Origin of the sequence: Stenotrophomonas sp. 2YAF26, from assembly GCF_052114625.1 — a bacterium.
Classification (GTDB): domain Bacteria; phylum Pseudomonadota; class Gammaproteobacteria; order Xanthomonadales; family Xanthomonadaceae; genus Stenotrophomonas; species Stenotrophomonas indicatrix.
Window position 1 is genome coordinate 32,952 of the sequence record NZ_JBFRFC010000016.1, and the last position, 15,899, is coordinate 48,850.

The window sequence follows — 15,899 nt, forward strand, 5'->3', positions numbered from 1 at the left end:
GCCGGTGGCCTCCGATCGCATCGAATCCCTCATTGCCCAGATGACCGTCGAGGAAAAAGTCGGCCAGCTGGGTGTCTTCGCGGACATGGTCCGCCCGTTCGCCCCGGACGTGAACCCGGAAGCCAACGTGCGCAATGCCGACCAGGTGCTGCAGCAGGTGCGCGAGGGCAAGGTCGGCTCGCTGTTCAACGGTGTCGGCGCCGAGCTCGGCCGCCGCATCCAGCAGGTCGCCACCGAGGAGAGCCGCCTGGGCATCCCGGTGATCCTGGCGGCCGACGTCATCCACGGCATGCGCACGGTGTTCCCGATTCCGCTGGGCGAGGCCGCCAGCTTCGAGCCGGACCTGGCCGAGCGCACCGCGCGCGCCACTGCGGTTGAAGCCACCGCTGCCGGCCTGCACTGGACCTACGCACCGGCAGTGGACATCGCCCGTGACCAGCGCTGGGGCCGCGGTGCCGAAGGTGCCGGTGAGGACGTGGTACTGGGCTGTGCCTTCGCCGCTGCCCGCGTGCGTGGCTTCCAGGGCAGCGACCTGCGCGCCGCCGACTCGCTGCTGGCAACGCCCAAGCACTTTGCCGCCTATGGCGCGGTGATGGCCGGCATGGAATACAACATGGTGGACATCTCGCCGCAAACCCTGCGCGATGTGCACCTGCCGCCGTTCAAGGCGGCCTTCGACGCTGGCGCGATCACCGTGATGTCCTCGTTCAACGACATCAACGGCGTGCCGGCCAGCGCCAACGCCGAGCTGCTGACCGACATCCTGCGCGGTGAATGGAAGTTCCCGGGCGTGGTGATCTCCGACTACACCGCCGACATGGAACTGGTCGCGCACGGTTATGCCGCCGACGACCGCGATGCCACCGCCAAGGCGTTCACCGCCGGCCTGGACCTGAGCATGCAGAGCGGCTTCTACGCCGAGCACCTGCCGGGCCTGGTGGAGAGCGGCGAGGTGCCGATGAGCGTGCTGGATGAAGGCGTGCGCCGCATCCTGTGGCTGAAGGAAGCCATCGGCCTGTTCGACGACCCGTACCGTTCGCTGGACCCGGCGCGCGAAGCCGATACCTCCCATATCGCCGCCCATGACGAACTGTCGCGCGATGCCGCGCGCCGTTCGATCGTGCTGCTGAACAACCGCGACAACGTGCTGCCGCTGCAGAAGAACGGTCAGAAGATCGCGCTGATCGGCCCGTTCGTGCAGGACCGCGACAACATCGAAGGCTGCTGGACGCTGTTCGGCGACAAGCAGCGTTACGTGGATCTGGAAACCGGCGTGCGCGCGGCCATCGGCGATGACGCGCTGCTGGAAGTGGTGCCGGGATGCGAACTGGAAGCCGCCATTGCAGGTGGCACCGAGGCGGCCGTGGCCGCTGCGCTGCGCGCCGACGTGGTGGTGCTGGCGCTGGGCGAGCCGCAGCGTTACAGCGGCGAGGCGCAGTCGCGCGTGGAGATCACCCTGCCGCCGGCACAGCAGGCGCTGGCCGAAGCGGTGGCGATGACCGGCAAGCCGCTGGTGGTGCTGCTGCGCAATGGTCGCGCGCTGGCCCTGCAGGGCGCGGTGCGCAATGCGCATGCCGTTGCGATCACCTGGTACCTGGGCACGCAGACCGGCCATGCCGTGGCCGATGTCCTGTTCGGCGATTACAGCCCCTCCGGCCGCCTGCCGGTCAGCTTCCCGCAAGTGTCCGGCCAGCAGCCGTACTTCTACAACCACCCGCGCACCGGTCGCCCGGAACTGCCGACGATGTCGGAATTCAAGGCACGCTGGCGCGAGATTCCGAACGAGCCGTTGTACCCGTTCGGCCATGGCATCGGCTACACCACCTTCGCCTACGGCGTGCCGCAGCTGAGCACTGCGCGCGTCGGCTGGGACGACACCCTGACCTTGACCACCACGCTGACCAATACCGGCAGCGTGGCCGGCGAGGAAGTGGTGCAGCTGTACATCCATGACCGCGTGGCCAGCCGCGTGCGGCCGGTGCGCGAGCTGAAGGACTTCCGCAAGGTGGCCCTGCAGCCGGGCGAGTCGGCCGAGGTGGTGTTCACCCTGACCCGTGAACAGCTGGCATTCACCGGCCGCGACGGCGTGCTGCGTGCCGAGCCGGGCCTGTTCGACGTGTGGGTGTGCGCCTCGTCGATGGCTGGTGACGCGGTGCAGTTCGAACTGCTGAAGGCCTGATCGGTAGAGCATCCACGCATGGCGTGGATCTACTGGCAATGAGTAGCGCCGGGCCATGCCCGGCGTCCTCACCCATGGCGAACACGCCGGGCACGGCCCGGCGCTACCATCGGAGCCTGATCCGATGGAGACCGCGCATGCGCACGATGGCCTACCTTGTTCCTGTCCTGTTGCTGGCAGCGTGCTCGCAGCCGGCACCGCCGCCCGAACCTGCCGCCGATGCGCCTCCGCCGATGACGGGCGCGACGCCGGCCGAAGCGGCCGCCAGCACCACGCCCGATGCGGTCGCCGCGCCACAGGCTGCGGCGGAGCACGCCAAGGATGCGGCTGCGACGCCGGCCGATGCTGCCAACCCCGCAGCACCTGCGGCGGCAGACGACGCCCGCGCGCGCATCGAGACGCTACTCGGCGATGCGGCGCAGTATGAAAAAGTATTCACTGCCTTCAAGACCGCAGTGGTCGGTGGCGATCGCGCGGCGGTGGTTGAAGAAGTGCGTTTCCCGTTGAACATCAGCGGTGGCAGGAAGATCACCGGGCCCGGTGAATTCCAGCGCAACTACGAAAAGATCATCACCCCGGCGGTGGTCAAGGCGGTGTCCGCGCAGGACTTCGGCACGGTGTTCGTCAACCAGCAGGGCGTGATGATCGGCGATGGCCAGGTCTGGCTGACCGGCCAGTGCCTGGACAAGGCCTGCACGCGCACCGAGGTGAAGGTCGGCACCATCCAGTAACGAAAACGGCCCCGTATGCAGGGCCGTTCCAGATCGGTAGTGCCGGCCGCGGGCCGGCAGCCAGGGCTCCTGCAGGTGCCGGCCAGCAGCCGGCACCACCCGGCCGTCAGGCCTTCGGCGTGAGCTTCAGCAGCCGTGCCTTGCTGCCGTCTTCCAGCAGCCACAGCGCGCCGTCCGGGCCCTGTTCCACTTCGCGGATGCGCTCGCCCATGTTGAAGCGTTCGGCCTCGCGCGCGCTGTCGCCGTCGAAGGCAACCCGCACCAGCGAGGTGGACGACAGGCCACCGATGAAGGCGCTGCCCTTCCACTGCGGGAACAGGCTGCCGCTGTAGAACATCAGGCCGGCCGGGGAAATCACCGGGTTCCAGGTCACCTTCGGTGCGGCGAACTCCGGGCGGGTGTCATGGTCGGGAATCGGACGGCCGTCGTAGTGGTCGCCGTTGGACACGATCGGGTAGCCGTAGTTGGCACCGCGCACGATCAGGTTCAGCTCATCGCCGCCGGCCGGGCCCATCTCCTGCGCCCACAGCTTGCCATTGGCATCGAAGGCGATGCCCAGCACGTTGCGGTGGCCGAGCGACCACACCTGCGCGGCCACGCCGCCCTGCGAGGCGAACGGATTGTCGGCCGGCAGGCTGCCATCGTCGTTGAGGCGGATGATCTTGCCCAGGTTGCCGCTCATGTCCTGCGCAGGATCGAACTTCTGCCGTTCGCTCGAACTGATCCACAGCTTGCCGTCCGGGCCGAAGGCCAGGCGGTGGCCGTAGTGGCCTTCGCCGCTGACCTTCGGCGTCTGCCGCCAGATCACCTTCAGGTCCTTCAGCTGGCCGCCACCGCTGGCATCGAGGGCAAGCGTGGCACGGGCCACGGCCGCGCCGCGCGTGTCCAGCGTGCCTTCCTCGGCGTAGCTGACGTACACCACGCGGTTGCGGGCGAAATCCGGATGCAGGATGACGTCACCGAACCCACCCTGGCCGCCGTAGGCGACCTTCGGCACACCGGTGATTTCATGTTTCTGGCCGCTGGCCAAGTCCAGGTGCTGCAGCTTGCCGCGCTTTTCGGTGACCAGCAGGCTGCCATCGGGCAGGAAGGTCATCGCCCACGGCTGGTCGAACCGGCTGACCTCGGTGGCGGTGAAGGGGCGTTGGTCTGCGCTGGCCGCGGCGGTCGCCGGGGCCTTCTGGCCAGACGCATCAGGGCCGGCCGCGTTGCAGGCGGTGGTGGCGAGGATCGGTAGCAGGCCGAGGGCGAGCAGCAGGGGCGTGCGGGTCATGGGTATCTCCAGCGGAAGGGGATGCGGATGGCCAGGCTCTCCCTTGTATACCACCGGGGCGGTGACGGTCGTGGCCCGAAGGTCCTGCTCCCCCTGTGCGGCATGGCGCGGATCGTCTAGGGTGTTGTCGCCCGGGCAAAGCATTGCCCGCCTGTCTGCCAAGGACCTGCAATGAACGCACCCCTCATCCATCGACCCTCGCCCGCCTTCATCGCCGCCTCGTGGGTGGCCCTGCTGCTGGGCGCGGTGGCTTACCTGGTCGGCCTGTTCAATGCCGAGATGCCGCTGAACGAGAAGGGCTATTACCTGACCCTGCTGCTGTTCGGCCTGTTTGCGGCGGTATCGCTGCAGAAGAGCGTGCGCGACCGCGTCGAGGCCATTCCGGTGAGCGGCCTGTACTACGCGCTGTGCTGGTTCGCACTGCTGTCGGCGCTGTTGCTGCTGCTGGTCGGCCTGTGGAACGCCACCCTGGTGCTGAGCGAAAAGGGCTTCTACGGCATGGCGTTCGCGCTGTCGCTGTTTGGCGCGGTGGCGGTGCAGAAGAACACCCGCGACCTGATTGCCGCCAACGCGGCCGAGCCCAAGCGCGCTTCGTCGATTCCGCCGCTGCCGGAACAGGAATGACCGGCTGAGGTAGCGCCGAACGCCTGCCCGGCCCAGGCCTGCACAGCAGAAGGCGCCGAGCACGGGCTCGGCGCTACTGTGGCTGCATCAGTCAACAGCTGGATGGGTCAACCGTGGCGCGTCAGCCGCGGATCGGCTACATGGGCTTCATCCCAACCGCGGCGGACAGCGGCGCGGGCCTGATCCCATTCCAGGCGGCTCTTGCCCCGCTCCGTCGCCCAGCGGGACTGCAACTCCGCTTCGACCTGTTCGTAGGCGCGGATCACCTGATCGGCGCGGGTTTCGTTGAAGCGTGCTGCGTGGCCGATCTGATAGGCCGGCTCGTAGTCATCGAACAGCAGGCTGGCGTCGTAATACGGTTCGGCGCTGTAGCGGTCGCGCCAGTAGTCGGAAATGGCCTCGCGCGGGGTGCTGTCTTCCGGCACGCGACCGGGAATCTGGTAATCGGGGCTCATGGACAGAAGGCTCCGTAGTGGACGAAGCCTGATCGTGCCCATCGGCCGGTTAACGCGCCGGACCGGCAGCGTGATCGGCAGGTCAATCAGCAGCGGCATCCTTGCGCGGCAGCTTGTAGATCACCGCGCCAACTGCGAAGGCGACCAGTGCCGCGGCGATGTTCTGCCAGCTGGCACTGGCAAACAGGGCCACGCACAGCAGCAGGGCCAGCACCGGAATCAACGGGCCGCCGGGCAGCTTCAGCGCGCCGGGACGGTCGGCATAGCGCTTGGCCAGTACCAGCACTGCGGCGGCCGTGCCGATGTAGGCGAACAGGCGTGTGGTCATCGACAGCAGTGCCAGCTGCACGAACGACCCGGACAGCGCCAGGCCGAGGGCGATCAGGCCCTGACAGAAAATCGCCGCGGCCGGGGTACGGAAGCGCGGGTGCACCTGCGCCAGCACCTTCGGGCCGTAGCCATCGCGGGCCAGGGCGAACAGGAAGCGCGGGCCCATCATCATCGTGTTGCTGTTGGTGCCGAGGATGGAGATGGTCGCGCCCACGGTGAGGATCAGCGCCAGCGCCTCGCCGCCGAAGCTGGAGGCCGCATCGGCCAGTGGCGTGGCCGAGTTGGCCAAGCCGGGCAGCGTGCCCTGCGCCACGATCTGCACCGCCGCATAGATCACGGTGACGGTGACGATCATGGTGATCAGCGCGAACGGGATGTCGCGGCGTGGGTTGCGGTATTCACCGGCTGCGGCCGGAATGTTCTCGAACCCGGCATAGGCATACAGCAACAGCAGCGCCGCCTCGCCCATGCGCTGCAGGTCGTGCGGGTCCGGGCGCTGGCCGGAGAAGGCCAGCTGCGGGTCGATGTAGAAGGCGCCGATGGCCACGAACAACAGCAGTGGCAGCATCTTGCCGATCACCAGCACGATGCCGGTGCGGGCGGCCGAACGCACGCCGATGATGTTCACCCCGGTGAGGAAACCGAGCGAGACAACGATGATTGCGATTCGGCCCATGCCTGCGCCTGCCCACGGCCAGAACCGCGCCACAGCGTCGGCCAGCGCATTGCTGAGCGCTGCGGCCGAGCTGATGCGGGTCAGCCAGATCATCCAGCCGATCTCGAAACCGGCGAAGCGGCCGAAGGCTTCGCGCGCGTACAGGTAGCTGCCACCGGGTTCATCGAAATAGCTGGCCGCCTGCGCGTAGCACAGCACCAGCAGGGCGACGACGATGCCGGCGGCGACCACGCCCCACAGGCTGAAGGGGCCGAGCAGGGCGACCGTGGCGGCCGGCAGCAGGTAGATGCCGCTGCCGACCACATCGTTGATCGACAGGCCGACGATCTGCCAGCGGCTGACCGCGCGTTGCAGTTGGGGTTCGTCGGCGGCGCTCAACGTACGGCTCCTTCAAGCGCGGGCAGTTTCCACTGTGCTTGCAGGCGCCGGTATTCGGCCCTTGGCAACAGGACGAAGCGTGGCGTGTCCTGCGGGCGCAGCCAGTCCAGCAACGCCTGCATGCGCACCTCTGGCATCGCAGTGCAGCCAGCGGTGGCCTCGCCGGGCTGGCGCCACAGATGGGCGAAGATGCAGCTGCCCTTGCCGGGTTGGTTGTCCGGGTTGTGCGCGATCACGAAGCCTTCCCGGTAACGCACGTCGCCCTTGTTGTGCAGGTCCAGCCGCATCGGTTCGGTGGAACCGGCTATGGCGGCGCTGCCCACCTTCTTCGCATCGACGATGCGGTTGTAGAACGGCGATGCTGGCACGTCCATGCAGTAGCTGCTCTCGAGCATCGGCTGATAGGTCATTGCCGTGCCGGGCCGGGTGACGGCATAGCCGAACGCGCTGCCCAGCGCGAACACACCGGCCGGACTGCGGCCGTCGCCTTCCTGTTTCTGCGGACCGTCGTTCTGGGCAGGATGCAGGCCCAGGCCCCAGGCACTGCCGGTGCGACCCAGCGCCACCGGGAAGGCCTGGCCGTGCCTGCGCCAGTGCTTGCCGTCGCGCACGAAGGCCTGCAGCTGGCCCTGCGTGCTGTCCCAGGTCTCGCTGGTGACCACGATCAGTTGGCGAGCGTTGTCCAGCGGGGCAGCGTGGAGAGCAGCTGCGGCAACGAGCAGCAGCGCGGCAGATGCAAGGCGGGCCAGCAGCAGGTTCATCGGGCGCTCCGGTCAGGAATCCAGCAGGTGGTCGATCCGTTCCAGGTTCACCGCCAGCTGCTGCTGGCGATCTGGATTGGCGTGGCAGAGCAGCACGAACAGGAAATCGAGCAGGGCATGCATGGCGCTACGGTACAGCAGCTGCGCCACCTGCGGCGCGCGGTCGTGCGCGCACACCACCAGTGCCGCATCGGCATGCGCACGCAGCGGGTTGGCGGTGTGGCGGGTGATCGACACCACCTTGCCGCCCATGTCCTGGAACTGGCGCGACAGCTGCGAAAGCTGTGGCAACTTGCCGAACTCGGAGAACATCAGCAGCACATCGCCCGGGCGCGCGGCGGACAGGTTGGCCAGCATCAGGATCGGATCGGTATGCGGCACCACCAGCAGGCCGAGCAGCGACAGCCGCATGGCGAACTCGCGCGCGTACAGGCCGTCGTCACCGAGGCCGTACACAAACAGCTTGGGCGCGCCGTCGAGCAGCTGCACGATGCGCTCGATCTCCTCACGCGGGTTGGCCTGGCGGGTTTCTTCCTCGGCCTGGGCCTTGCTGCGGCGCAGGGCGTCGCCCAGGCGCAGGTAGTCATCGCTGATGTCCGGTTCGGCGGGCGCCTGCTGTGGGTCGGCACCGGCGCGGGCGACGTCCTCGCCGATGGAATATTTCAGGTCCGGGTAGCCCTTGAAGCCGAGCTTCTGGCTGAACTTGACCACGCTGGACTGGCTGATGCCCAGCGCGCTGGCCAGCTGCTGCGAGGAGTAGTCGCGCAGCAGGTGCGCGTTGTCGAGGATGAAGTCGGCGATGCGGCGTTCGATGGCCGACATCTGCCCGCGCTCGGTGCGGATTTTCAGCAGGGGCGGCATGCGGGGCGTCCGATGGTCGTGCGCTGGAGCATAGAGGAACGCGTTGCGGTTGGCGGCGTAGAGCAGAGTATGTGGTGGCTCGGGCGGGTGGGGTTCGCAGGGGACGCCAGGAGCAAGGGCATCCACCCATGGCGTGGCTCTACCCGGAGCTGCTGTTGAGTCCGCCTTCAAGCGAGCCGAGCACCGCAGGTCCGGCGAGGGCGAAGAGGCGCGGGTGTCTGAGCGCAGCGAGTTCCGCGCTGTCCCTCGGCGGCCCGAGGAGCGCAGGGCACCGGCGTGCGCAGCACGTCGGCTCGCGGCCGGCGGAGCGTTTCTTTTGGTTACTTTTCTTTTCGCGAAAAGAAAAGTAACGCCCGACCAAGCATCAGCCGTAGACACTGCTGGCAGCGGTGCTCCGATCAACCCAGCATCTCCAACCCCCGCACTTCGGTGATGCCCAACCCCGGCACATCGCTGATGCTGATCTCCGACTCGTTGAAGCGCACCCCGCCGCTGACCGGATCGAACTGCCCCAGCGAGGGACCATCCAGGTCGACCTTGGTGATCACATCGCTCTTGGCTACCGCCAGGTGCACCGCTGCGGCCACGCTGATGCTGGATTCGATCATGCAGCCGATCATGCACGGCACGCCGTAGATGCCGGCGATGTCGGCAATGCGGATTGCGTTGGACAGGCCACCGGTTTTCATCAGCTTGATGTTGATGATGTCGGCGGCGCGCTGCTGGATCAGGTCCATCACCTGGCTCGGGCTGAACACGCTCTCGTCGGCCATCACTGGGGTGTTGACCCGATCGGTCACGTACTTCAGGCCGCTGATGTCGGCGGCCTTGACCGGCTGCTCCAGCAGTTCCAGCACCACACCTGCATCTTCCAGCGTGCGCATCGCATGCACCGCCTGCTTGGCGGTCCAGCCCTGGTTGGCATCCAGGCGCAGCAGCGCACGGCCTTCGACGGCGGCATGGATCGCCTTGACCCGTTCGATGTCCACGCCGATGTCCTTGCCGACCTTGATCTTCAGCGACTCGAAGCCGCGTTCGATCGCCGACAGCGAATCGGCCACCATCTTGTCGATGTAGTCCACGCTGATGGTGATGTCGGTGGTGATCACCGGGTCGCCACCACCGAGCATCTGGTACAGCGGCGCGCCATGCAGTTGCGCCCACAGGTCGTACAGGGCGATCTCCACCGCCGCCTTGGCGCTGGTGTTGCGCTCCATCGCGGTCTGCACCAGCGTGCACAGGCGGTTGAGGTTGACCACCTCCTGGCCGATCAGGCGCGGGGCAATGAAGTGCCGGATCGCTTCGATGATCGAGCCGTGGGTGTCACCGGTGATCACCGCGGTGGCAGGCGCCTCGCCGTAGCCGGTGTGGCCGCTGTCGGTGCGGATCAGCACCACCACGTCCTCCACGGTTTCCACCGTGCGCAGCGCGGTCTTGAAAGGGGTCTTCAGCGGCACGCGCAGCATGCCCAGTTCGATGGCGGTGATCTTCATTCAGGGGTTCTTGGCACGCAGGCGTTGGATGTTGGTGATGCGATCGATGTAGCGGACGCTGTCGCTGGCCATCATCGGCTCCAGCGGGGTGACCGATACGCCATTGAGGTGGGCCTGCACACGCTTGCCATCGGCGCCGAACCAGCTGCCGCCCGCGGTATCGTGGATCACCCAGGTGCGGCCATCGACGTGGCCGATGGCCATCATCACGTGGCCGGGGATGTAGACCAGGTCACCCACCTGCAGATCGGTGACGGCGCGGTCGCGCACGGCCTTGCCGTCCTTGGCGGTGAACGGCAGGCGGTCCAGCGCGGGACTGACCGCCTGTGCGCTGGTGTTGCGTGGAAGCAGCACGCCGAAGCTGCGGTAGATCTCCGATACGAATCCACTGCAGTCGCGGGTGTCGTAGTCGTGGCCCCAGCCATAGCGCTCGCCGAGGAACTTGAACGATTGCTGCAGCAGCAGGCGCGGGGTCAGCGGCAGGTAGTCGGCGGCGGTGTCCTGCGAGCGCGGCAGCAGCGCCGGCACCAGCTTCAGGCGGCCATCGGCCTCGCGCACCGGCAGCTGCACCACCCACGAGGCGTGCGCTTGTTGCCCGTTTACTGGCTCAGCGGCGGGCCAGTCGACCAACACCGGCAGGCGCACGCCCATGTCCAGCTGCAGGCGCGATACGCGCGGTTCTTCGGGTGTGTAGGCGGTGTGCGCTGTGGCAGCGGTGACGATGCGGTACGGGCCCTTCGCGCCGTAGCCGAGCACCGTGGCCTTGTCACCGCTGGCCACGGCGTCGGCTTCGATCCATGCGCTGTAGCGCTCGCTGTGCACGAACAGCCAGCGGCCGTCGGTGCTGCGGTGGACGACGGCTACCTTGTCACCAGGAAACAGCGCCGACTCCTGGAAGCGGTCGATGTCGGTATCGCCGACGGTGCTGAAGACACGCTGGCGGGTGGGGAAGGTGCGCAGCGCAGCGCGCTTCACCACCAGGGCGTAGTCTGGCGCCACCTGCGACGGAACTGCGTCGAGACCGAGGTTGGCTTCGATCGCGCCGCGCACGTCCGGTACGATGGCGCGGCCCTTGTCGTCATACAGCGCCCGCGTGGGCCAGCTCGAAAGCGCGCCGATGCTGTCACGCACCTGTGCCGCGCTGAGCTGCGCAGGCAGGGTGGCGATGTCCTGGATGTGCTTGTCCTGCGAGCGCATCCGTGCGTTCTGCGCCTCGATCTGCGCGCGGTCCAGGATAGGTGCGTCGGCATTGTCCAGCCGTGCCGCCCAGTAGTCCGCGGTGAGGTAGGCCTCGTGCAGGCCGATCACGTAAGGCAGCGGGGCGCCGGGGTCGGGTACAGGCGTGGCCGCCTGGGTGAATGCGGGTGCACCCAGCAGGCCCAGGGCCAGTGCCAAGGTCAACCGGTGCGGCCAGTGCCGACGCGGTTCGCGGGAAGCCAGGATCATGCGCTGCACACCCTCCTCGAATGCCTGTTGGAATATTTATTCCTTTCGGCCCCGAAAGCAAGAATAAATTATTGACCGGTCTCCCGGCCCGTGTTACACAGCCGTTACCACCCGCGCTTGGGAAGTGTCGCTGTGGATCCTGCCGTTCGCAAACCGTCTCTGCCTGCCGCTGCCGGCCTGTGTGCCGCGCTGCTGCTGTGGGCGTCGGCGGCACCGGCCGCGGATCCGCCCAGCGCCACTGATCGCGGACGGGAAACGCAGCTGATCGATCTGGTCGACAGCGGTCGTTTCAGCGATGTCGTTGCGTTGCTGGCGACCGCAGGCGATGCTGCCGAAAGCGCGTTCCAGCGCGAGCGCATGCGCCGCATCAAACTGGATTTCTCCCTTGACCACGCCGCTGCCAAAGCAGCGGTACGCCGCTGGATTCCCGACCTGACCGACGAGGAATTCGCGCGCTGGGACCAGCTCGGCCTGATCGAGCATCTCGACATCGATGGCACGCGCTGGTACTTCAAACGCGCACCATCGAACCTGTTCCTGCTCAGCGATGAAGCACGCGCACGCCGCCGCGCGGATGCGCCTATGCCGGCGCCGGGCCCCAACGAGGTGCTCAACGCGCATCACGCGCGGGTGGTTGCTGCCGCCGAACAAAGCGGCACGGCATCCGTGCTGCCGCAGCGCATCGAATTCACCCAATCGTTGACGGTCAAGGCCGACACCGTGCCGGCCGGCGAAACCGTACGTGCCTGGATTCCGTACCCGCGCGAGATTCCCGGCCAGCAGGAGCGCGTGCAGTGGATCGGCAGTGCACCAGGCAAGGCTCGAGTCGCCCCAGCCAGCACCCAGCAGCGCACCGCCTACCTGGAAGCCAAGGCGGTGGCCGGGCAGCCGACGCACTTTGAAATCCGCTATGCGGTGACGATCTTCGCGCGCCACACGGCAATCGATGCAACGAAGGTGCAGGCCACGCCGGATGATCCAGCATTGAAGCCCTATCTGGCCGAGCAGCTGCCGCACGTACGCTTCACCCCGGCGCTGAAGCTGTTCTCCGACCAGATGCTGCAGGGCGAGACACGCCCGTATGAAGTGGTACGCAAGCTGTTCGCCGCCGTCGACCGCATTCCATGGGCCGGTGCGCGTGAGTACTCGACCCTCAACAACATCAGCGACTACGCGTTGCGCGCCGGTCATGCCGATTGCGGGCAGCAGACACTGCTGTTGATCGCCCTGCTGCGCATGAACGGCATTCCCGCGCGCTGGCAGTCGGGCATGGTGTTCTCCGACGATGGCAGCGGCTACAACAACCTGCACGACTGGGGCCAGGTCTACCTGGCGCCCTATGGCTGGCTGCCGATGGATGTGACCACCGGCGCGCTGGCCAGCGACACGCCCGCGCTGCGTGACTTCTACCTCGGTGGCCTCGATGGCTACCGCATCGCCTTCAACGACGATTTCGGCCAGGCGTTCGTGCCGGCCAAACAGCACTACCGCTCGGAAACGGTCGACTCGCAGCGCGGCGAGGCCGAGTGGTCAGGCGGCAACCTGTACTTCGACCAATGGAGCTACGACTTCCAGTGGCGGGTACTGCCAGCCGGGCAACGCTAGCGCGACACACCACCCCACCACCATTCAATTCTTGCAGGAGAGAGCAGGGGATGAAGGCTTACAACATCAAGCGGGCGGCCTTGTGCGTCGCCCTCGGCGCGTGCATGGCCACGCTGGCGCCCAGCGCATTCGCACAGGACGGAGCCGTGGTCGGCCGCCTGACCAGCGATGCCGGACAGGTGCCTGCCGGTGCCACCGTTACCGTGCGCAACCCCGCCACTGGCTTTGTGCGTTCGGTGCAGGCCGACAGCAAGGGCAGCTACCGCATTCCGCTGTTGCCAGTCGGCACCTATGACATGGAGGTCAGCCTGCCGGGTGGTGCTGCCAGCCGCGTCGGCCAGGTCACCGTCAGCCTGGGCAGTGCAACCACGGTGAATGTGCCGCTGGGCGCGGTCAGCACGTTGGGCACCGTTGAAGTACGCGCGCCGCAGGTGGTGTCGATGGTGGACGTGAAGTCTACCGAGTCGGCCACGAACATCACCCGCGAGGAACTGTCGCGGCTGCCGGTGGACCGTGACATCACCGCGGTGGCGCTGCTGGCGCCTGGCGCGGTGAAGGGCAAGGGCTCGCTGGGTGGACAGGGCATCTCCTTCGGTGGTTCGTCGGTGGCGGAGAACACCGTCTACATCAACGGCCTGAACGTCACCGATTTCTACAACCGGGTCGGGTTCTCGTCGGTGCCGTTCTCGTTCTACCAGGAGTTCCAGGTGAAGACCGGCGGCTACTCGGTGGAGTTCGGTCGCAGCACTGGCGGCGTCATCAACGCCGTCACCCGCTCGGGCAGCAACGACTTCAAGGCCGGTGCCGAACTGGTGTTCGAGCCGCGTGCCTGGCAGTCGCAGGCGCGCGACCGCTATGACGGCGACGGCAGCCGTTACATCACCGCCAGCCGTGACGACTACTCGCGCAGTGCGCTGAATGTGTTCGCCTCCGGTGCGCTGGTGCAGGACCGGCTGTTCTTCTTCGGCATGTACGAAGCGCGCGACTACACGCCCAATTCGACCAATGATGCCGGTACCGTGTTCAACCGGGGTACCGCCGATGATCCGTTCTGGGGCGGCAAGCTGGATTGGCAGATCACCGACAACCAGATGCTGTCGCTGTTCGGATTCTCCGACAAGAGCGATACCGTCACCGACGTCTATCGCTACGACCATGACACCGGCACTGTCGCAGCCGAGCGCAACAACCAGATCTACAACACGGTGGGCGGCAGGAACTGGTCGGGCACCTACAGCTGGCAGGTCAACAACGATCTGACCATGAAGCTGATGTATGGCGAGAACAAGCGCAACCGCACGCAGAGCTCGTTGATGGACGAGAACTGCAACCGCGTGTTCGACAACCGCACTGCCAGCCAGGGCGTGCCTTCCAACCTGCAGGGTGACCGCAGCTGCACCAGCAGCTCGCAGCTGGAGTCGGCGCTGGATACGCGCAAGGCCGCGCGCGCCGACTTTGAATGGTCCATCGGCAACCATCTGCTGCGCTTTGGCCTGGACCGCGAAGAAAACACCTCCGACTACGAGCGCGCCTATCCCGGTCCCGGTGGCCTGCGCTACGACATCTACTACCGCACGCCGGGCAGTTCACTCAACGGCGGCACCGTGCCCGCCAGCGGCCTGGTCGCGCGTACCCGCCGCTACGAAGTGGCCGGGTCGTTCGAGACCATCAACTCAGCCTACTACCTGGAAGACAACTGGCAGGTCACCCCGAACTTCCTGCTCAACATCGGCGCGCGCGTGGAAGGGTTCGACAACAAGGGCGGCGACGGCGACAGCTACATCAAGATCGACAACATGATCGCGCCGCGCCTGGGCTTCGCCTGGGACGTTCGTGGTGATGGCACCACCAAGGTGTTCGGCAACCTGGGTCGTTACTACCTGCCGGTGGCCAACGTCATCAACATCAAGCAGGCCGGTGGCTTCCTCGATGAGCGCACCTGGTATGAGTTCCTGGGCTACACCGGCGCCGCCAACAACGTGCCGAACCTGGGCGGCCAGATCGGTCCGGTCGACAATTCGCAAGGCGATGGCAGCGTCCCGGACCTGCGCGCCGAAGTGAACCGGGACATGGATCCGGTCTACCAGGATGAGGCGATTCTAGGCTTCCAGCACATGCTGAGTGAATCGTGGTCGGTTGCCGCAAGCGTCACCTACCGGCGCCTGAGCAACGCCATCGATGACATGAACATCACCGCCACCGGCCAGTGTGGTGCGATCGACGGCGTCTGGATCATGGGAAACCCCGGGCGCACGAACACAGTCTGGGGGGACACCAATTGCGATGGCAGCAACGATGGCTGGATCGACATCGACACCTCCAAGGAAGGCTGGGCGCTGTATGACGACGACGGCAATTACGTGGGCCAACGCGGCTGGGTGAAGCCCAAGCGTGACTACAAGGCGCTGGAACTGCAGGTCGATCGCGCGTGGGATGGCAAGTGGGGCTTCAATGCCTCCTATACGCTGGCTTACGGCAGGGGCAATGCCGAAGGCCCGGTCAACTCCGATACCGACTTCGCCGACGCTGGCCGCACCGAGAATTTCGACAACCCATGGGTGAACTACCGCGGTTATGGCTATCTGGCCAATGACCGCCGCCATCAGTTCAAGTTCCGCGGCAGCTACGCGTTGACCGAGAACCTCAGCGTGGCCGCCACCCTGGGCGTGCAGTCGGGCAGTCCGATCACCCGCTTCGGTGCGGGTAATCCCTTCGACGACACCGACTTCCACAGCTATTACGTGTGTGTGTCCAACTGCCAGTCGACGGTACCCTCCGAACGCGTGTTCGTGCATTCGCCGCGCGGTGGCGATGGACGTACCCCGTGGACCTACGATCTGGACGTCAGCGTTTCCTACAAGGTGCCGATCCCCACCGACCTGCGCCTGAAGCTGGCGGTGTACAACGTGCTCAACCAGCAGCGCGTGGTCACCGTGGACCAGGACTACGAACCGCAGGACAGCATCGGCACGCCGAACCCGATGTATGGTTATGGCACGGGGTTCCAGTCGCCGCGCTATGCGCAGTTGACGGTGACCTGGAATTATTGAGGATGCATCTGCGCGCCGCCCTGCGGGGCGGCGTGGC

At 66.6% G+C, this 15,899-nt stretch carries 12 protein-coding genes; 5 read left to right on the top strand and 7 right to left on the bottom strand.

The annotated features are described in order from the left end of the window. Positions 1-4 precede the first annotated feature (4 nt). The gene (locus tag AB4Y98_RS16215; protein WP_333622375.1) at positions 5-2,179 is read left to right on the top strand and encodes a glycoside hydrolase family 3 N-terminal domain-containing protein; all 2,175 of its coding nucleotides are present in this window, start codon (positions 5-7) and stop codon (positions 2,177-2,179) included. A 137-nt stretch (positions 2,180-2,316) separates the two neighbouring features. After that, a complete protein-coding gene (locus tag AB4Y98_RS16220) occupies positions 2,317-2,910 on the top strand; it encodes a hypothetical protein (RefSeq protein WP_099841784.1) in 594 nt (197 codons plus the stop codon). Positions 2,911-3,016: 106 nt separating this feature from the next. Here AB4Y98_RS16220 and AB4Y98_RS16225 read toward each other — a convergent pair whose 3' ends face one another. Beyond that, complete coding sequence (locus AB4Y98_RS16225) at positions 3,017-4,183, bottom strand: PQQ-dependent sugar dehydrogenase (protein ID WP_301909157.1); 1,167 nt, start codon at positions 4,181-4,183, stop codon at positions 3,017-3,019. 171 nt (positions 4,184-4,354) lie between these two features. Between AB4Y98_RS16225 and yiaA the strand changes: the two genes are divergently transcribed. Beyond that, on the top strand, positions 4,355-4,807 hold the full coding sequence (gene yiaA / locus AB4Y98_RS16230) for an inner membrane protein YiaA (RefSeq protein WP_025878247.1): 453 nt from the start codon (positions 4,355-4,357) through the stop codon (positions 4,805-4,807). 107 nt (positions 4,808-4,914) lie between these two features. Here the strand turns inward: yiaA and AB4Y98_RS16235 are convergent, their stop codons facing one another. From AB4Y98_RS16235 to AB4Y98_RS16260, 6 genes are all read right to left on the bottom strand, one after another. Beyond that, positions 4,915-5,262: a hypothetical protein gene (locus AB4Y98_RS16235; RefSeq protein WP_025878246.1), complete on the bottom strand. Its 348-nt coding sequence runs from the start codon at positions 5,260-5,262 to the stop codon at positions 4,915-4,917. Between the two features lie 82 nt (positions 5,263-5,344). Continuing rightward, positions 5,345-6,646, bottom strand: coding sequence for an APC family permease (locus AB4Y98_RS16240; RefSeq protein WP_025878245.1), 1,302 nt, complete (start codon positions 6,644-6,646; stop codon positions 5,345-5,347). Then, positions 6,643-7,407, bottom strand: coding sequence for a L,D-transpeptidase family protein (locus tag AB4Y98_RS16245; protein ID WP_312109630.1), 765 nt, complete (start codon positions 7,405-7,407; stop codon positions 6,643-6,645). The genes AB4Y98_RS16240 and AB4Y98_RS16245 overlap by 4 nt, the downstream gene beginning before the upstream one ends. 12 nt (positions 7,408-7,419) lie before the next feature. Next, on the bottom strand, positions 7,420-8,268 hold the full coding sequence (locus AB4Y98_RS16250) for a MurR/RpiR family transcriptional regulator (protein ID WP_025878243.1): 849 nt from the start codon (positions 8,266-8,268) through the stop codon (positions 7,420-7,422). Positions 8,269-8,666: 398 nt separating this feature from the next. Next, positions 8,667-9,761: a dipeptide epimerase gene (locus tag AB4Y98_RS16255; RefSeq protein WP_025878242.1), complete on the bottom strand. Its 1,095-nt coding sequence runs from the start codon at positions 9,759-9,761 to the stop codon at positions 8,667-8,669. Continuing rightward, positions 9,762-11,207 (bottom strand): SH3 domain-containing protein, encoded by a 1,446-nt coding sequence (locus AB4Y98_RS16260; protein WP_442244696.1) that lies wholly within the window; start codon positions 11,205-11,207, stop codon positions 9,762-9,764. It abuts the gene before it with no gap. Between the two features lie 132 nt (positions 11,208-11,339). On the opposite strand from AB4Y98_RS16260, the gene AB4Y98_RS16265 reads away from it, so the two are divergent. Together AB4Y98_RS16265 and AB4Y98_RS16270 are read left to right on the top strand one after the other, a co-directional pair. Further along, positions 11,340-12,812, top strand: coding sequence for a transglutaminase-like domain-containing protein (locus tag AB4Y98_RS16265; RefSeq protein ID WP_442244697.1), 1,473 nt, complete (start codon positions 11,340-11,342; stop codon positions 12,810-12,812). Positions 12,813-12,862: 50 nt separating this feature from the next. Further along, entirely contained in the window at positions 12,863-15,862 is a 3,000-nt protein-coding gene (locus tag AB4Y98_RS16270; RefSeq protein WP_208081651.1) for a TonB-dependent receptor, read from the top strand. The last annotated feature ends 37 nt before the right edge of the window (positions 15,863-15,899 follow it).